Source organism: Burkholderia sp. 9777_1386 (assembly GCF_015712265.1).
In the GTDB taxonomy this organism is placed as follows: domain Bacteria; phylum Pseudomonadota; class Gammaproteobacteria; order Burkholderiales; family Burkholderiaceae; genus Burkholderia; species Burkholderia cenocepacia.
This window is the reverse complement of sequence record NZ_JACCQB010000005.1, coordinates 16,624-32,386: the sequence shown is the minus strand read 5'-3', so window position 1 is coordinate 32,386 and position 15,763 is coordinate 16,624. Positions and strand designations below refer to the sequence as shown.

General features: G+C 68.9%; 13 protein-coding genes. 5 read left to right on the top strand and 8 right to left on the bottom strand.

Annotated elements, in window-relative coordinates:
• Window positions 1-12: 12 nt before the first annotated feature.
• Both hmgA and fahA read left to right on the top strand, forming a co-directional pair.
• Window positions 13-1,347: a homogentisate 1,2-dioxygenase gene (gene hmgA, locus H0X91_RS06165; RefSeq protein WP_196432887.1), complete on the top strand. Its 1,335-nt coding sequence runs from the start codon at window positions 13-15 to the stop codon at window positions 1,345-1,347.
• Window positions 1,344-2,645: a fumarylacetoacetase gene (gene fahA / locus H0X91_RS06160; protein WP_048986333.1), complete on the top strand. Its 1,302-nt coding sequence runs from the start codon at window positions 1,344-1,346 to the stop codon at window positions 2,643-2,645. The genes hmgA and fahA overlap by 4 nt, the downstream gene beginning before the upstream one ends.
• A gap of 95 nt (window positions 2,646-2,740) precedes the next feature.
• On the opposite strand, the gene H0X91_RS06155 is transcribed toward fahA, so the two are convergent.
• The 6 genes from H0X91_RS06155 to H0X91_RS06130 all read right to left on the bottom strand — a co-directional run bounded on the left by H0X91_RS06155 (window position 2,741) and on the right by H0X91_RS06130 (window position 8,486).
• The gene (locus H0X91_RS06155; protein ID WP_196432886.1) at window positions 2,741-2,950 is read right to left on the bottom strand and encodes a hypothetical protein; all 210 of its coding nucleotides are present in this window, start codon (window positions 2,948-2,950) and stop codon (window positions 2,741-2,743) included.
• Window positions 2,914-4,074: an MFS transporter gene (locus H0X91_RS06150; protein ID WP_196432885.1), complete on the bottom strand. Its 1,161-nt coding sequence runs from the start codon at window positions 4,072-4,074 to the stop codon at window positions 2,914-2,916. Before H0X91_RS06150 ends, H0X91_RS06155 begins: the two co-directional genes overlap by 37 nt.
• A 93-nt stretch (window positions 4,075-4,167) precedes the next feature.
• Complete coding sequence (locus H0X91_RS06145; protein ID WP_006484914.1) at window positions 4,168-5,337, bottom strand: MFS transporter; 1,170 nt, start codon at window positions 5,335-5,337, stop codon at window positions 4,168-4,170.
• A 221-nt stretch (window positions 5,338-5,558) separates the two neighbouring features.
• On the bottom strand, window positions 5,559-6,302 hold the full coding sequence (gene bluB, locus H0X91_RS06140) for a 5,6-dimethylbenzimidazole synthase (protein WP_060213844.1): 744 nt from the start codon (window positions 6,300-6,302) through the stop codon (window positions 5,559-5,561).
• Window positions 6,303-6,473: 171 nt separating this feature from the next.
• On the bottom strand, window positions 6,474-7,472 hold the full coding sequence (locus H0X91_RS06135; RefSeq protein WP_006496703.1) for a 2-hydroxyacid dehydrogenase: 999 nt from the start codon (window positions 7,470-7,472) through the stop codon (window positions 6,474-6,476).
• 30 nt (window positions 7,473-7,502) lie between these two features.
• Window positions 7,503-8,486 (bottom strand): LysR family transcriptional regulator, encoded by a 984-nt coding sequence (locus tag H0X91_RS06130; RefSeq protein ID WP_006484979.1) that lies wholly within the window; start codon window positions 8,484-8,486, stop codon window positions 7,503-7,505.
• Between the two features lie 779 nt (window positions 8,487-9,265).
• Here H0X91_RS06130 and H0X91_RS06125 point away from each other — a divergent pair.
• Window positions 9,266-10,477 (top strand): pyridoxal-phosphate-dependent aminotransferase family protein, encoded by a 1,212-nt coding sequence (locus tag H0X91_RS06125; protein ID WP_006484921.1) that lies wholly within the window; start codon window positions 9,266-9,268, stop codon window positions 10,475-10,477.
• Window positions 10,478-10,514: 37 nt separating this feature from the next.
• On the opposite strand, the gene H0X91_RS06120 is transcribed toward H0X91_RS06125, so the two are convergent.
• On the bottom strand, window positions 10,515-11,450 hold the full coding sequence (locus tag H0X91_RS06120) for a helix-turn-helix domain-containing protein (protein WP_006484916.1): 936 nt from the start codon (window positions 11,448-11,450) through the stop codon (window positions 10,515-10,517).
• Between the two features lie 134 nt (window positions 11,451-11,584).
• Here H0X91_RS06120 and H0X91_RS06115 point away from each other — a divergent pair, with 134 nt between their 5' ends.
• Window positions 11,585-12,475 (top strand): DMT family transporter, encoded by an 891-nt coding sequence (locus H0X91_RS06115; RefSeq protein WP_077055909.1) that lies wholly within the window; start codon window positions 11,585-11,587, stop codon window positions 12,473-12,475.
• Between the two features lie 133 nt (window positions 12,476-12,608).
• On the opposite strand, the gene H0X91_RS06110 is transcribed toward H0X91_RS06115, so the two are convergent.
• Window positions 12,609-13,823: an MFS transporter gene (locus tag H0X91_RS06110; RefSeq protein WP_196432884.1), complete on the bottom strand. Its 1,215-nt coding sequence runs from the start codon at window positions 13,821-13,823 to the stop codon at window positions 12,609-12,611.
• Between the two features lie 336 nt (window positions 13,824-14,159).
• On the opposite strand from H0X91_RS06110, the gene xdhA reads away from it, so the two are divergent.
• On the top strand, window positions 14,160-15,761 hold the full coding sequence (xdhA, locus tag H0X91_RS06105) for a xanthine dehydrogenase small subunit (protein ID WP_196432883.1): 1,602 nt from the start codon (window positions 14,160-14,162) through the stop codon (window positions 15,759-15,761).
• Window positions 15,762-15,763: the final 2 nt, after the last annotated feature.

The following is a 15,763-nucleotide window of genomic DNA, read 5'->3' as shown; positions in this document are numbered from 1 at the left end:
AGAAAGGAAACGATGACGCTTGACCTGTCGAAACCGGCAACCGCCGGCTACCTGAGCGGTTTCGCGAACGAATTCGCGACCGAGGCACTGCCCGGCGCGCTGCCGCACGGCCGCAACTCGCCGCAGCGCGCGCCGTACGGGCTGTACGCGGAGCAGCTGTCGGGCACCGCGTTCACCGCGCCGCGCGGCCACAACCGCCGCTCGTGGCTGTACCGGATTCGCCCGGCCGCCGTGCACCGGCCGTTCGAGCCGTATGCGGGCGCGCAGCGGCTCGTATCGGAGTTCGGCGATTCGGCCGACGTGCCGCCGACGCCGCCGAATCAGTTGCGCTGGGATCCGCTGCCGATGCCGGTCGAGCCGACCGATTTCGTCGACGGCCTCGTGACGATGGCCGGCAACGGGTCGGCCGCCGCGATGAACGGTTGCGCGATCCACCTGTATGCGGCGAACCGCTCGATGCAGGACCGCTTCTTCTACAGCGCCGACGGCGAGCTGCTGATCGTGCCGCAGCAGGGGCGCCTGTTCATCGCGACCGAATTCGGCCGGCTCGACGTCGAGCCGTTCGAGATCGCGGTGATCCCGCGCGGCGTGCGTTTTGCCGTCGCGCTGCCGGACGGCGACGCGCGCGGCTACATCTGCGAGAACTTCGGCGCGCTGCTGCGCCTGCCGGATCTCGGCCCGATCGGCTCGAACGGGCTCGCGAACCCGCGCGACTTCCTGACGCCGCAGGCCGCCTACGAAGACCGCGAAGGCGCGTTCGAGCTGATCGCGAAGCTGAACGGGCGCCTCTGGCGCGCGGACATCGGCCATTCGCCGCTCGACGTCGTCGCGTGGCACGGCAACTACGCGCCATACAAATACGACCTGCGCCTGTTCAACACGATCGGCTCGATCAGCTTCGATCATCCCGATCCGTCGATTTTCCTCGTGCTGCAGGCGCAGAGCGACACGCCGGGCGTCGACACGATCGACTTCGTGATCTTCCCGCCGCGCTGGCTCGCGGCCGAGGATACGTTCCGCCCGCCGTGGTTCCACCGCAACGTCGCGAGCGAGTTCATGGGCCTCGTGCACGGCGCGTACGACGCGAAGGCCGATGGCTTCGTGCCGGGCGGCGCGAGTTTGCACAACTGCATGTCGGGCCACGGACCCGATGCGGACACGTTCGAGAAGGCGTCCGCGAGCGACACGACGAAGCCGCACAAGGTCGACGCGACGATGGCGTTCATGTTCGAAACCCGCACGCTGATCCGGCCGACGCGCTACGCGCTCGACACCGCGCAGCTGCAGGCCGATTACTTCGAATGCTGGCAAGGCATCAAGAAACACTTCAATCCGGAGCAACGATGAGCGACACCCAAGACTGGCGCGCGACGCTCGACCCGGCTCGCAAGAGCTGGATCGAGACCGCGAACGATCCCGCCTGCGATTTCCCGATCCAGAACCTGCCGTTCGGCATCTTCAGCGATGCGAAGGGCGCGCGCCGCCCGGGCGTCGCGCTGGGCGACCAGATCGTCGATCTCGCGGCGCTCGCGCGTGCGGGCCTCGTCACGCTGCCGGCCGGCGCCGACGTGTTCGCCGCGCCGACGCTCAATGCGTTCATCGCGCTCGGCCGCGACGCGTGGCGCAGCGTGCGCGTGCAGCTGTCGGCGCTGTTCTCGCGTGACGACGCGACACTGCGTGACGATGCGGCGCTGCGCGCGCAGGTGCTCGTCGCGCAGCGCGACGCGACGCTGCATCTGCCGGTCGAGATTCCCGGCTACACCGATTTCTATTCGTCGAAGGAACACGCGACCAACGTCGGCTCGATGTTCCGCGATCCGAAGAATGCCCTGCTGCCGAACTGGTCGGAGATGCCGATCGGCTACAACGGCCGCGCGTCGTCGGTGGTCGTGAGCGGCACGCCGGTGCGGCGCCCGAACGGGCAACTGAAGCTGCCCGACCAGGAGCGCCCGGTGTTCGGCGCGTGCCGCAAGCTCGACATCGAACTGGAAACGGGCTTCATCGTCGGCAAGGGCAACGCGCTCGGCGAGCCGATCGCGTGCGAGGACGCGGAAGCGCATATCTTCGGGATGGTGCTGCTGAACGACTGGAGCGCGCGCGACATCCAGCAGTGGGAATACGTACCGCTCGGCCCGTTCAACTCGAAGGGGTTTGCAACGACGATCTCGCCGTGGATCGTCACGCTCGATGCGCTCGAACCGTTCCGCGTCGCGCAGCCCGAGCAGTCGCCGCAGCCGCTCGCGTATCTGCGGCATGCGGGCAAGCATGCGTTCGACATCGCGCTGGAAGTGACGCTGCGCGCCGAAGGTGCGGCCGAGGCCACGTCGATCTGCCGCACGAACTTCAGGCACATGTACTGGACGATGGCGCAGCAGCTCGCGCATCACACGGTCGCCGGCTGCAACACGCGCGTGGGCGACCTGATGGGTTCGGGCACGATCAGCGGGCCGACGAAGGATTCGTTCGGCAGCCTGCTCGAACTGACGTGGAACGGCAAGGAGCCGGTCGCGCTGAACGGCGGCGGCAGCCGCACGTTCATCGAGGACGGCGACGAGCTGACGCTCGCCGGCTGGTGCCAGGGCGATGGGTATCGCGTCGGCTTCGGCACGTGTGCGGGCAGGATCTTGCCGGCGCGGAGTGCGTGACGGATCGCGGCGCGAAACGTTACGCGTAGGTCACGTGTAGATCACGCGTAGTCCGGAAGGACAGGGCGGTCCGCATTGCGCGGGCCGTTTTTCGTTTACCGGAGGAGGGGGGGCGAGCGGCCCGATGCGTATCGGTGCATGATGCCGATGCCGATGCCGATGCCGATGCCGATGCCGATGCCGATGCCGATGCCGATGCCGATGCCGACGCCGACGCCGACGCCGACGCCGACGCCAACGCCAACGCCAACGCCAACGCCGATCGGCGTCAGACCGCGCGTTGTACTGCGGCGCGCCGCTCCCACAACGCCGCCGCGACGAACGCGGCGACGCAAGCGACCAGCACGCCGACCAGCGCATTGCTGCCCAGTTGCTCCATCAACGCGCCCGCCACCAGCGGGCCGCCGAAGCTCGCGGCGCTCCACGACGCCGACACGAGCGAACTCGCGGTGACGAGCGCCGCGCCGCGGAAACGTTCGCCGCACGCGACGAGCGACAGCGTATAGATGCTGCCGGCCGCCGCGCCGAGCACGAACAGCAGCGGCCAGCACAGCCACGGATTCGCGATCACGAACGGCAGCATCGGCAGGCCGGCCAGCACGATCCAGCCGGCGCCGAGGTGCACGCGCTCGCGGCCGAGCTTGTCCGCGAGCCAGCCGATCGGGAACTGCATCGCGGTATCGCCGAACAGCATGATCGACGCGAGCAGCACGGCGGTCGCGCTCGCGACGCCGTGATCCATCGCGTAGAGCGGCAGCAGCGACAGCGCGAGCGTATCGAACAGCGCGAAGAAGCCGGTGCCGATGATCAGCGCGGGCATGCGCGGCAGCACGTCGAGCCAGCGGCCGGGTGCTTCGTGATGCGCGTCGTCGCCGGCGAGCGGCGCACGGCGGATCGTCGCGAGCGTCGGCAGCGCGAGCAGGAACAGCGCGCCGCACAGCGCGAAGCGGATGTGCGTCGCGCCGGCGATCTGGCTGACGAGCACCGGGCCGGCCATCTGGAACAGCGTGAAATTGGTCGCGTAGATCGCGACGACGCGCCCGCGCGTCGCATCGTCGGCGAGCTGGTTGACCCACGCTTCGCCGATCGTGAACAGCAGCATCAGCGCGGCGCCGCACAGCACGCGCAGCACGCCCCACAGGATCAGGTTCGACGTGAACTGCATCAGCGCGGTGGCGGCCGCGAGCAGCACGACCGACACGACGATCGCGCGGCGCGCGCCGATGTGCCGCGCGAGCGCGGTGACGAACGGGACGATCGCGAGGCCGCCGAGGGCCTGCGCGGCCGTCAGCATGCCGACGACGTTGGTGCCGTGTCCGGCTTCGGTGAGCGCGAGTGCGGTCAGCGGCAGCGTGGCGCCGGTCCCGAGGCCGACGACCGCGACGCTCAGGATCAGCGCGAGGAAATCGCGATTGAGAATGGCTTTCATCGGCCGCGATGCTACACCGCGACCGTTGAAAGGTCCATGAAGGCCGTCACGTTCGAATGGAGTTGCGTACGCAACGATCGCGGCAGGGCCGCGTCACACGTATTCGGTCGGCACGGCCACCGGGCGGCGTTCGAGCGACGCCGACCACAGCGTGAGCGCGAGCGCGGCGACCGCCATCGCGACGCCGACCCACGGCAGGCTCACGAGCGACACGCCCGAGCCGATCGCCATCCCGCCGAGCCATGCGCCGGTCGCGTTGCCGAGGTTGAACGCGCCCTGGTTCAGCGTCGACGCGAGGTTCGGCGCGTCGCTCGCGCGGTCGACGATCATGATCTGCAGCGGCGGCACGATCGCGAACGCGAGGATGCCCCACACGAAGATCGTCGCGAGCGCGGCGAACGGCAGATGCATCGTGCCCGCGAACAGCGCGAGGACGATGCCGATCAGCGCGAGCGTCGCGATCAGCGACGGCATCCGCCGCCAGTCGGCGAGCTTGCCGCCCAGCGTGCCGCCGACCGTCAGGCCGAGGCCGAACAGCAGCAGCACGTAGGTGACCTGACGCGGCGAGAAGCCCGTCACGTCCTCGAGGATCGGCGTGATGTACGTGAACACGCTGAACAGGCTCGCGGACGCGAGCACGCTGATGCCGAGCACCATCAGCACCTGCGGGTGCTTCAGCACGCTGAATTCGCGCGTGATGCTGGTGTCGGGCATCGCGAGGTTTTTCGGCAGGCACACCGCGAGCGCGGCGGCCGCGGCGATGCCGATGCCGGTGACGGCCCAGAACGTCGCGCGCCAGCCGAACGCCTGGCCGAGCGCAGTGCCGAGCGGTACGCCGAGCACGTTCGCGAGCGTGAGCCCGGTGAACATCAGCGCGATCGCCTGCGCGCGGCGGTTCGGCGCGACGAGGTTGCTGGCCACCACCGAGCCGATGCCGAAGAACGCACCGTGGCAGAACGCGGTGACGACGCGCGCGGCCATCAGCACCGCATAGCCGGGCGCGATCGCGCAGAACAGGTTGCCGGCGATGAACAGCCCGATCAGGGCCATCAGCGCACGCTTGCGCGGCATCTTCGCGGTGACGATCGCGAGGATCGGCGCGCCGATCGTCACGCCGAGCGCGTAGCCCGACACGAGCATCCCGGCGGCCGGGATCGACACGCCGAGGTCGCGCGCGACATTGGGCAGCAGGCCCATGATCACGAATTCGGTGGTACCGATTCCAAATGCGGCGACGGCAAGGGCGAAAAGAGGCAGGGGCATCGCGGTAGGCTCGGGAAAAGATGCCGCTCGAGCCAGGCGCAGGATGCGCGGGACGGGCGGGGGTGAGGCGAAGGTCAGCCGCGATTCTACTTCAGTGAAAACCCCTATGCTTGGGGCCAGAGCGCTTGTTGCCGGCGTGCGACGAGGCGGCGACCGGGATGCTCACAGTGTGGGATTTGGGCGGTGTCAGGGCCGGGATGATGGCGACCGCCGGCCGTGGATCACGCGATGCGTCCGGACGACCGGTCGGGCATCGCGTCCGGGGTGTGCTTCGTTTCGCTGTCCGGGCCTGCGGGCGACGCAGCCGAATCGGCCCCATCGATGGCCGCCGGAGCGTCCCAGCCGTTCTCGAACAGGCACGCTTCGATCGGCATCCGCGCGGCCCAGCGTTCTTCCTCGAGCATCGGCTTCGCATAGAACGCGTCGACGTGCCCGACGCACAGCACGGCGATCGGCTTCGCGCCGTCGGGCATCCGCAGCAGCGTGCGCACCGCATCGACGTCGAACAACGACACCCAGCCCATGCCGAGCCCTTCCGCGCGCGCGGCGAGCCACATGTTCTGGATCGCGCACGCGGCGGAGGCCAGATCCATCTCCGGCAGCGTGCGGCGGCCGAACACGTGGCGTTCGCGGCCGTCGGCGAGCGCGACGACCAGCAGCTCGCCGCATTCGCGCACGCCCTCGACCTTCAGTCGCATGAATTCGTCCTGGCGCTCGCCGAGCGCGTCGGCCGTCGCGCGGCGCTCGGCCTCGACCAGCGCGTGAATCGCGGTGCGCAAGGCGGGATCGGTGATGCGGATGAAGCGCCACGGCTGCATGAAGCCGACGCTCGGCGCGTGGTGCGCCGCGCGCAGCAGGCGCGCGAGCACGGCCGGATCGACGGGCGCCGGGGTGAAGTGGCGCATGTCGCGCCGTTCGAAGATGGCGCGGTAGACGGCGGCGATGTCGGAATCGTCGAAACGCATGAGCGGCGAAGGCAGGGATGACGTCGGCGCAACGATAGCAGACGGCGCGCGCGAAACGTTACTTCATTCGAAACAATGCGCGGAATTGTTGACAAAGAAAGGGGTGGTGCGCGGCATGGGGCGCAAGCAAACGATTGCGGATGCGCTGCGGGCCGTCGAATTGGCCGTTTCTCAGCGATTTGCCGTCACGACGTTCTGCGGCGCGCCCGCATGCCACGCCTCGATGTTCAGCAGCGTCGTGTGCGCGATCTCGGCCAGCGCCTCGCGCGTGAAGAACGCCTGGTGCGACGTGACGATCACGTTCGGGAACGTCAGCAGGCGCGCGAGCACGTCGTCCTGCAGCGGCAGGTCGGAATGATCCTCGAAGAACAGCCCGCTTTCCTCCTCGTACACGTCGAGCCCGAGATGGCCGAGCTGGCCGCTCTTGAGCGCGTCGACCAGCGCCTGCGCATCGACGAGGCCGCCGCGCCCGGTGTTGATCAGCATCGCGCCGTGCTTCATTCGCGCGAGCGTCCGCTCGTTGATCAGGTGGTGTGTCGACGGCAGCAGCGGGCAATGCAGGCTGACGATGTCGGCACGATGCAGCAGTTCGTCGAGCTCGACGTAGCGCGCGCCGAACGCGATCAGCTCGTCGTTGTACGGCCGCACCGAGTGCGCGAGCACGTGCATCCCGAAGCCCATCATGATCTTCGCGAACACGCTGCCGATGATGCCGGTGCCGATCACGCCGACGGTCTTGCCGTGCAGGTCGAAGCCGAGCAGGCCGTTCAGCGAGAAGTCGCCTTCGCGGGTGCGGGCGACGGCGCGCGGCAGGCGGCGGTTGAGCGCGAGGATCAGTGCGACCGCGTGCTCGGCGACCGCGTGCGGCGAATACGCGGGCACCCGCACGACCGCGATGCCGAGCCGTTCGGCGGCGGCGAGGTCGACATGGTTGAAGCCCGCCGAGCGCAGCGCGATCAGCCGCGTGCCGCCGTCGGCGAGCCGTTCGAGCACGGCCGCGTCGACGGTGTCGTTGACGAACGGGCAGACGACGTCATAGCCGTGCGCGAGGATCGCGGTTTCCGCGTCGAGGTGCGACGGCTGGAAGTGCAGCCGATAGCCGAACGGCCGGTTGGCGGCGGTGAACGAATCGTCGTCGTACTGCCGGCTGCTGAACAGGATCACGCGCACGCTGCACCTCCGATGGCTGACGCGCGCAGTTTACTGCAGGCCCGTGACGATGTCGGAACGTTCGGGGCCGCGCACCGGCCGCAGGAAGCCGTAGTCGGTGTGGTCGCGGGCGGACGGCGCGCTGAAGTGCTCGAGCGCGTGCTCGACGAAGCTGCGCGTGCGGGCCGGCACGTACTGGCGGTTCGGATAGACGAGCGACAACTGCGCGTCGGGATCGTCGATCCGGTAGCCGGCCATCAGCCGCACGAGCGTGCCGTGGTTGAGGGCATCGGCCACGCACGGCTCGGGCAGGATCGCGATGCCGGCGCCGGCCACGGCCGCCGCCTGGACGAGCGCGAGCTGGTTGACCGTGCAGGCGGGGCGCACCGTGACCGAATGGGCGACGCCGTCGTGGCCGACCAGTTGCCACGTCGGCGCGTGCTGGTGCGGCGCGAGCGTGACCCAGTCGTGGCCCGGGAGGTCGTCGGGCACACGCGGCTCGCCGCGGCGGTCGAGATAGGCCGGCGCCGCGCACGCGACGAACGGGTTCGGCGCGAGGGCATGGCCGATCAGCGACGGGTTGCCGTCGAGCCGGGTGCCGGTGACGATGCCGACGTCGTAGCCCGAATCGAGCACGTCGAGCGGCCCTTCGGCGACGGTCAACTGCACGCGCAGCTCCGGGTAGCGGTGCCGGAAGCTGCTGACGAGCGGCGTCAGCGCCAGCGGCGACAGCAGCCCCGACGCGACGACGCGCAGCGTGCCGGCCGGCTCGCGCACGGCATGCGCGACGGACGATTCGAGGTGGTCGAATTCCTCGAGCAGCGCGCGGCAACCATCGAGGTAGCGCACGCCGGCCTCGGTGAGCGACAGGTTGCGCGTGGTGCGATGGATCAGCCGTGTGTTCAGGTGGCCCTCGAGCATCGCGATCGAACGCGTGACGAGCGCATTGGACACGCCGAGATGGTGCGCCGCGCGCCGGAAGCTTTGCTGCTCGGCGACGCAGACGAATACACGCATGGTCTGAATCTGGTTCATGGCTTGCGTATTTCTGGCCCGGTTGATTGATTTTGGTTGTGATTTTTTGCCACGCAACGTCGAAAACGCATCGCGCGGCCCCAGTTCGCTCTCGTATCGAAAATGAGATTTTCGATTCCGCAGACAATTGTTAAATGCGGAACCGATATCCGTCAACCTGAGAAAACGGGCGGCTTGCGTAAAATCGAAATCGCGGGTACTGGTTTAAGGTTGCAATGCAGCAAGGACGTGCGCTGGAAAACCGTCGCGGTATTCGAATATGCGTCGCTGTTTCGAGGATTCCATATTCCAATCAATGGGTTGGGGTAAATTGCGGCGCGCCGGGGCACGGCGAATTCGGGAGTCGTTCCCCAATACATACCGCAATGGTGGATGTTTTTTCCACGTTCGGATTTTGTGTATCGAATTCGCTCCGCGATTTGTATCAGGTGGTCGGTGTATTTCGTTCGGTCCACGAAAGGCGCTGAACCACCGGTTTCGAAGAATCGTTTCGATATTGGCCGAGAAAATCGCGCGTCCGGAACCCGAATGGAACCGTTTCGCACCCGGCAGCCAATCGTTTTTTCAATCCGGAAGGCCATCGCGCGCGCGGTGCGCGGCCGGCTGGCCCGGTCCGGCGACCGGGCCAGCGTCGCGCTGTCCGCACGTGCGTGCCTCTTGCGCGAGGCGGCGGAACGCGGAATGATCGATCAGTTCGCTGCGCCGTGCCACGGGCGCGGTGCTGCGGGCGCAGTGCCGCGGCGCGTCCGGGCACTTCCTTTCCTCATCTTTTTCCAGCCATGTCCATCGATTACTCGCCGATTCCCTGTCCCGTCGTCGTGCCGCTCGACGCGATCCTGCCCGAAGAACCGCTGCTGATGATGGGGGCCGGCCCGGTCCCGATCCCGGCCGCGGTGGCCAAGGCGAACACGATCGTGATCAACCACCTCGGCGCGACGATGGCGAAGATCATCGAGCAGGTGAAGGAGATGGCGCGTTACGTGTTCCAGACCCGCACGAAGTGGGTGCTCGGTGTCGCGGGCCCCGGTTCGGCCGCGATGGAAATGGCGATCTCGAACCTCGCATGGCGCGGTACGCGCGTGCTGTCGATCCGCAACGGCTTCTTCAGCGCGCGGATGGCCGAGATGGCCACGCGCGTCGGCGCCGACGTCGCGACGCTCGAAGTGGCCGATCGCGCGGTCGCGAGCCTCGACGAGATCGCCGACGCGATCGCGCGCGAGCGGCCCGAGATCGTCACGATCGTGCAGGGCGAGACGTCGAACACCGTGTGGAACCGCGACCTGCGCGACATCGCGGCGCTCGCGAAGGCGGCCGGCGCCCTGGTCGTCGTCGACGCGGTGTGCACGCTGTCGACGATGCCGCTCGAGATGGACGCATGGGGCATCGACGCGGTGATCACCGGCGGCCAGAAGGGGCTGTCGTCGATCCCGGGCGTGTCGCTGATCGCGTTCTCCGACGCCGCGTGGGAGCGCATGAAGAATCGCCCCGAGCCGAATGCGCACTGGTGCCTCGACATGGCGCTCGCGGAGAACTTCTGGCACAACGCCGGCTATCACTACACGGCGCCCGTGTCGGGCGTGCTCGCGCTGCACGAGGCGCTGCGGCTCGTCTGCGCGGAGACGCTCGAGAGCCGCTTCGCGCGCCATCTGCGCTGCTCGCTGGCGCTCCAGGCGGGCGTCGAATCGATGGGGCTCAAGCTCTATGCGCCGAAGGACTGCCGGCTCAATTCGGTGGTCGGGATCGAGACGCCGGAAGGGCTCACGCCCGGGATGGTCTGCGGCCATATCTCGAAGCAGTACCAGGTCGAGATCTCGGGTTCGTTCGGGTTGCCGATCGTGCGGATCGGCCAGATGGGCGAGCAGTGCCGCGAACACAACCTGTTCCGCACGCTGCATGCGTTCGGCCGCACGATGGTCGACCTGAAGGTGCCGGTCGACCTGCCGGCCGGCGTCGCGGCGCTCGAGCAGGAACTGTCGCGGCGCGGCGCGTAAGCGCGACGCCGCGACGAAACGAGGAAGCGGGCCGCGCTCAGCGGCCCTGCATCGCGCGCCGGTACGTATTCGGCGTCGTGCCGTGCGCGTCGCGAAAGCGATGGCTGAAGTGGCCGGCGTTCGCGTAGCCGCAGGCGGCCGCGATCTGCGCGAGCGGCAGCGCCGTCGTGCGCAGCAGCTCGCGGGCGCGGGCGAGCCGTTGCTCGGCCACCCACGCGTGCGGCGCGCGGCCGAACGACAGCCGGAACATCCGCGAGAAATGGTATTCGGACAGCGCGGCGACCTCGGCGAGTTCGCCGAGCGTCAGCGGCTGCGTGAGATACGTGTCGATGTAGTCGCGCACGCGGCGGCGCACGGCCGGCGCGAGCCCGCCGCGGAACGACGTATCGGTGCGCGTCGTGCTCTGCCCGCGCAACAGCAGGCTCAGCACGTCGTGCGCGGTCTCGTTCACGCGGAGCCGCTCGTCGGCATCGTCCCAGCCCTCCAGCGCGAGCGAGCGCAGCAGCGCGGCGACCCGGGCATCCTCGAAGTAGGTGCGATCGGCGAGCTTCAGCTCGCGTGGCTCGCGATCGAGCTCGCGGATCGCGCGCTGCGTGAAGTGCTCGGGCAGGAAATACAGGTGGACGAAATGCATTTCGCCGCGCACCCACCAGCGCGATTCATGGTCGCCCGGCAGCGCGCACAGCAGGCTCGGCGCGCCGTAGCGCGGCACGCGCTGGCGCTCGGTCCGGTAGCCGCCGTCGAGATAGCACGACAGCGTGTGGTGGCCGGGCTGCTCGTAGACCGTCTCGCTTTCGTCGGTGATCCGCGTCCATTCGGCGATCGCGAGATGGTCGCCGAGCCACGCGAAGCGCTCGAGCGTCGCGTTGGCGTCGGCGAGCGTGCGGCAGACCGATTGCAGGCCGAACGGCAGATCGCCGCCGGCCAAGGCGGCGGCGCGGTCGATGGGCGGGGCGCAGAGGGAGAAACTCATGATGCGCCGAGTATAAGCGGGCGCGCGGCGGCGCGTGCGGCGCGCCGAAAAAGACCGCAATTCCGGACAATCGGCACGCGCCGTGCGGCGGCATAGTCGGGATCCCGATTCACCCGATTTTCCGGATTGCCGCCATGAACCTGTCGCTTTATTTCGTCACCGTGCTGATCTGGGGCACCACCTGGATCGCGATCAAGTGGCAACTCGGCTCGGTGCCGCCGCCCGTATCGATCGCGTGGCGCTTCTGGCTCGCGGCCGCCGTGCTGTTCGCGCTGCTGCGCGTGATGCGCCGGCCGGCGCGCCCGCCGCGCGAAGCGTGGCGCTTTCTCGTCGCGCAGGGCTTCGCGCTGTTCTGCCTGAACTTCCTGTGTTTCTACTACGCGGAGCAGGTCGTGCCGAGCGGGCTCGTCGCGGTGATCTTCTCGACCGCGCCGCTGCTGAACTCGATCAACGGGCGGCTGTTCATGGGCCGCCCGCTGCGGCCGTCGGCGATCGCCGGCGCGCTGCTCGGCCTGACCGGCATCGCGTGCCTGTTCTGGCAGCAGATGGCCGGCCATCTCGACGACCACGCGACCTGGACGGGGCTCGCGATCGCGTTCGCCGGCACGATGTGCTTCTCGGCGGGCAACCTGCTGTCGAGCCGGATGCAGTCGATGGGGCTGCACCCGCTCGCGACCAACGGCTGGGCGATGCTGATCGGCGCGGCGATCCTGACCGGCGGCAGCGCGCTGGCCGGGATGCCGTTCACGCCGGACATGAGCCCGCGCTATCTCGGCGCGCTCGTGTACCTGGCCGTGCCGGGCTCGGTGATCGGCTTCACCGCGTACCTGACCCTCGTCGGCCGGATCGGGCCGGAGCGCGCCGCGTACTGCACGGTGCTGTTCCCGATCGTCGCGCTGGCCGTATCGACGGTGTTCGAGGGCTACCAGTGGTCGCCGCTGGCGGTGATCGGGCTGCTGCTCGTGGTGGCCGGCAATCTCGTCGCGTTCGACCTCACGCGCCGGCTGTTTCTGCGCACGGCCTGATCGGGCCGCGCGGTCGCCGTACCCGGTCGACGGATGACGAAACGCCCGCATCGCGCGGGCGTTTTCTTTTGGCCCGGCGGCGGTGCGACGTTCGCGACCGGCCGCCGGGCTGCCGGGCACGGTGCCGGCGGGATCAGGCCGTCGCGCCGCTCCCCGCCACGCGCGCTTGCCGCTGATACAGCACCATCGATAGCGCGACGCCCGCCGCGGCGGCCACCGCCGCGAACAGGAACACCTGCGGATAGCCGAACGCACCCGCGACATAGCCGGCCAGCGGGCCGGTGATGCCGAGCGACAGGTCGAGGAACACCGAGTACGCGGACAGCGCCGCGCCGCGGCTCGCGGGCGGCACGAGCGCGACGGCCTCGACGCCGAGCGCCGGGAAAATCAGCGCGAAGCCGAAGCCCGTGAGCGCCGCGCCGACGAGCGCGACGTGCGGCACCGGCGCGAGCCACAGCAGCACGAGGCCCGAGCATTCGAACGCGAACGACACGATCGCGACGCGGAAGCCGCCATAGGTCTTGATCGTGTTCGCGAACAGCAGGCGCGCGCCGATGAACAGCGTGCCGAATACCGTCAGCGACAGCGCGGCGTTCGGCCAGTGGCGCGCCGCGTAGTACAGCGTGACGAAGGTCGCGATCGAGCCGAAGCCGGCCGAACCGAGCGCGAGACCGAGGCCGTGAGGCAGCACGCGCGTGAACACGCTCGCGTACGACATCCGTTCGCCGTGCACCAGCGGCACCGGCGCGATCAGGCGGGCGAGGTAGAAGCCGAGCGCGGCCAGCGCGATCACGATCACGCCGATCAGCGCCGGATTCAGCGTATGCGCGATCGCGACGCCGACCGGCGCGCCGAGCGCGAGCGCGCCGTAGGTCGCGATGCCGTTCCACGAGATCACCTTCGCGTTGTGCGCGACGCCGACCCGGCCGATGCCCCACAGGATCGCGCCGGTGCCGCACAGGCTTTCGCCGACGCCGAGCACGAGCCGGCTCGCGACCAGCAGCACGAGGCTCGCGACCGGCCAGTGCGCGAGCAGCAGCGCGACGAGCAGCAGCACGCCCGACACGCCGCAGCCGACCAGCCCGCGCAGCACGGTCTGCTTCGGCCCGAGCGTATCGGCGAGGCGCCCGGCGAGCGGCCGCGAGGCGAGCGTCGCGAAGTACTGGACGCTGATCGCGCCGCCCGCGACGATCGCCGAAAAGCCGAGGTCGTCGTGGACGAAGCCCGGCAGCACCGCGAGCGGCAGGCCGATGGTCAGGTAGCAGATGAACGTGAAGCAGACGACGGACACGATTTGCAGCGTGACCGCGAACCCGCTGCGCGGCGGTGTGGCGGAATCGGAGGACATGGGGTCGGAACGAATGACGGAACGAACGGAAAACGGCGGAAAAGGGAATCGGGATTTTCCCATGGAACCGGTTTTCCCGCAGGTACCATTTAGTTAATCGAGCCCCGTTCCGGATGATCGCGGACGGCCGCGGGCGACCGGGACGGACCCGAGCACACCGTGGGGCAAGGGTGTCGGCCGGCCGGGCCCGCATATCGCGGCAGTTATATGAGCCGCATGCGTGATGGGCTATGGGTTGCGGAATTTGACGGTGATAGCGTGCAAACTGTCGGAAAAACGTCGGTCGAGCGCTCCGCGCAGGCCGCCTTGCCCCCCCATTTGAAGAAACGCCGAGACATGAGTGAGCCGATCCGCTTCTACCATCGTCACGCGATCCGCGAAGTCAGCGGCGCGGACGTGACCCGCACCGTGCTGCAATACCTGCGCGAGGACGCGCATTGCACCGGCACCAAGGAAGGCTGCGCGGAAGGCGACTGCGGCGCGTGCACGGTCGTCGTCGGCGAGCTGACCGATGCCGGCGCGGTCGAGTTCAAGGCCGTCAACGCGTGCATCCAGTTCCTGCCGACGCTCGACGGCAAGGCGCTCCTAACGGTCGAGGACCTGCGCCAGCCGGACGGCACGCTGCATCCGGTGCAGCAGGCGATGGTCGATTGCCACGGTTCGCAATGCGGGTTCTGCACGCCCGGCTTCGTGATGTCGATGTGGGCGCTGTACGAGAAGCACGGCCACGAAGGCTGCGGCAGTGCGTGCGCGAAGGCGAAGGACGTGCCGACGCGCACCGAGATCGCCGATGCGCTGACCGGCAACCTGTGTCGCTGCACCGGCTATCGCCCGATCGTCGATGCGGCGGTGCGGATGTTTGATGCAACCGGCGAAGGTGCGACCGGCGAAGGCGCGGCCGGCGAAGGTGCTCAGGCACCGTCGGCGCCGGTCGACACGGCCGCGCTCGCCCGCACGCTTGCATCGCTCAAGCGCGACGACACGTTCGACTACACGACGATCGACGGCGCACGCTTCGCGGCGCCGCGCACGCTCGACGCGCTGGCCGCGCTGAAGGCGGAGCGCCCCGACGCGCGCATCCTCGCCGGCAGCACCGACATCGGCCTGTGGGTCACCAAGCAGATGCGCCGCCTCGACGACCTGATCTACGTCGGCCAGATCGCCGAACTGCAGCAGGTCGTGCACGGCGACGACTGGATCGAGATCGGCGCGGGCGTGACGGTCGAGAACGCCTATGCGGCGCTGGCCGGCACGTATCCGGAACTGACCGAGATGTGGAAGCGCTTCGCGTCGCTGCCGATCCGCAACGCGGGCACGCTCGGCGGCAACGTCGCGAACGGCTCGCCGATCGGCGATTCGATGCCGGGACTGATCGCGCTCGGCGCGCGCGTGGTGCTGCGCGGCGGCGACACGGTGCGCGAGCTGCCGCTCGAGGCGCTCTACACGGGCTACCAGCAGAAGGACATGGCGCCGCACGAATTCGTCGTCGGCCTGAAGGTGCCGACCCGCATCGGCGCGCGTGAACAGCTGCAGTTCCGCACCTACAAGCTGTCGAAGCGCTTCGACTCCGACATCTCGGCCGTGTGCGCGGCATTCGCGTTCATCGCGGACGGCGACACGATCCGCGAGCCGCGCATCGCGTTCGGCGGGATGGCCGCGACGCCCAAGCGCGCGACCCACACGGAGGCGGTGCTCGACGGCGCGCAGTGGCACGAAGCCACCGCGCAGGCCGCGATGCAGGCGCTCGAGCGCGACTACCAGCCGCTGTCGGACATGCGCGCGACGAGCGCGTATCGGCTCGATACCGCGAAGAACCTGGTGTACCGGTTCTGGCTGGAGACGCGTCCGCACGACCCGCTGCCGCCGCAAGCCCTGAACGTGCGTGAAGTGGCCGCCGAAGCCGGCGCCGACGTTGCCGATGCATCGGCGCGCGTCTGAAG

Bases quoted from the DNA above. Each gene is read 5' to 3' on its own strand.
- hmgA (WP_196432887.1), top strand. From the start codon at position 13: ATGACGCTTGACCTGTCGAAACCGGCAACCGCCGGCTACCTGAGCGGT.
- fahA (WP_048986333.1), top strand. From the start codon at position 1,344: ATGAGCGACACCCAAGACTGGCGCGCGACGCTCGACCCGGCTCGCAAG.
- H0X91_RS06150 (WP_196432885.1), bottom strand. From the start codon at position 4,074: ATGAAAGCCATTCTCAATCGCGATTTCCTCGCGCTGATCCTGAGCGTC.
- H0X91_RS06145 (WP_006484914.1), bottom strand. From the start codon at position 5,337: ATGCCCCTGCCTCTTTTCGCCCTTGCCGTCGCCGCATTTGGAATCGGT.
- bluB (WP_060213844.1), bottom strand. From the start codon at position 6,302: ATGCGTTTCGACGATTCCGACATCGCCGCCGTCTACCGCGCCATCTTC.
- H0X91_RS06130 (WP_006484979.1), bottom strand. From the start codon at position 8,486: ATGAACCAGATTCAGACCATGCGTGTATTCGTCTGCGTCGCCGAGCAG.
- H0X91_RS06125 (WP_006484921.1), top strand. From the start codon at position 9,266: ATGTCCATCGATTACTCGCCGATTCCCTGTCCCGTCGTCGTGCCGCTC.
- H0X91_RS06120 (WP_006484916.1), bottom strand. From the start codon at position 11,450: ATGAGTTTCTCCCTCTGCGCCCCGCCCATCGACCGCGCCGCCGCCTTG.
- H0X91_RS06115 (WP_077055909.1), top strand. From the start codon at position 11,585: ATGAACCTGTCGCTTTATTTCGTCACCGTGCTGATCTGGGGCACCACC.
- H0X91_RS06110 (WP_196432884.1), bottom strand. From the start codon at position 13,823: ATGTCCTCCGATTCCGCCACACCGCCGCGCAGCGGGTTCGCGGTCACG.
- xdhA (WP_196432883.1), top strand. From the start codon at position 14,160: ATGAGTGAGCCGATCCGCTTCTACCATCGTCACGCGATCCGCGAAGTC.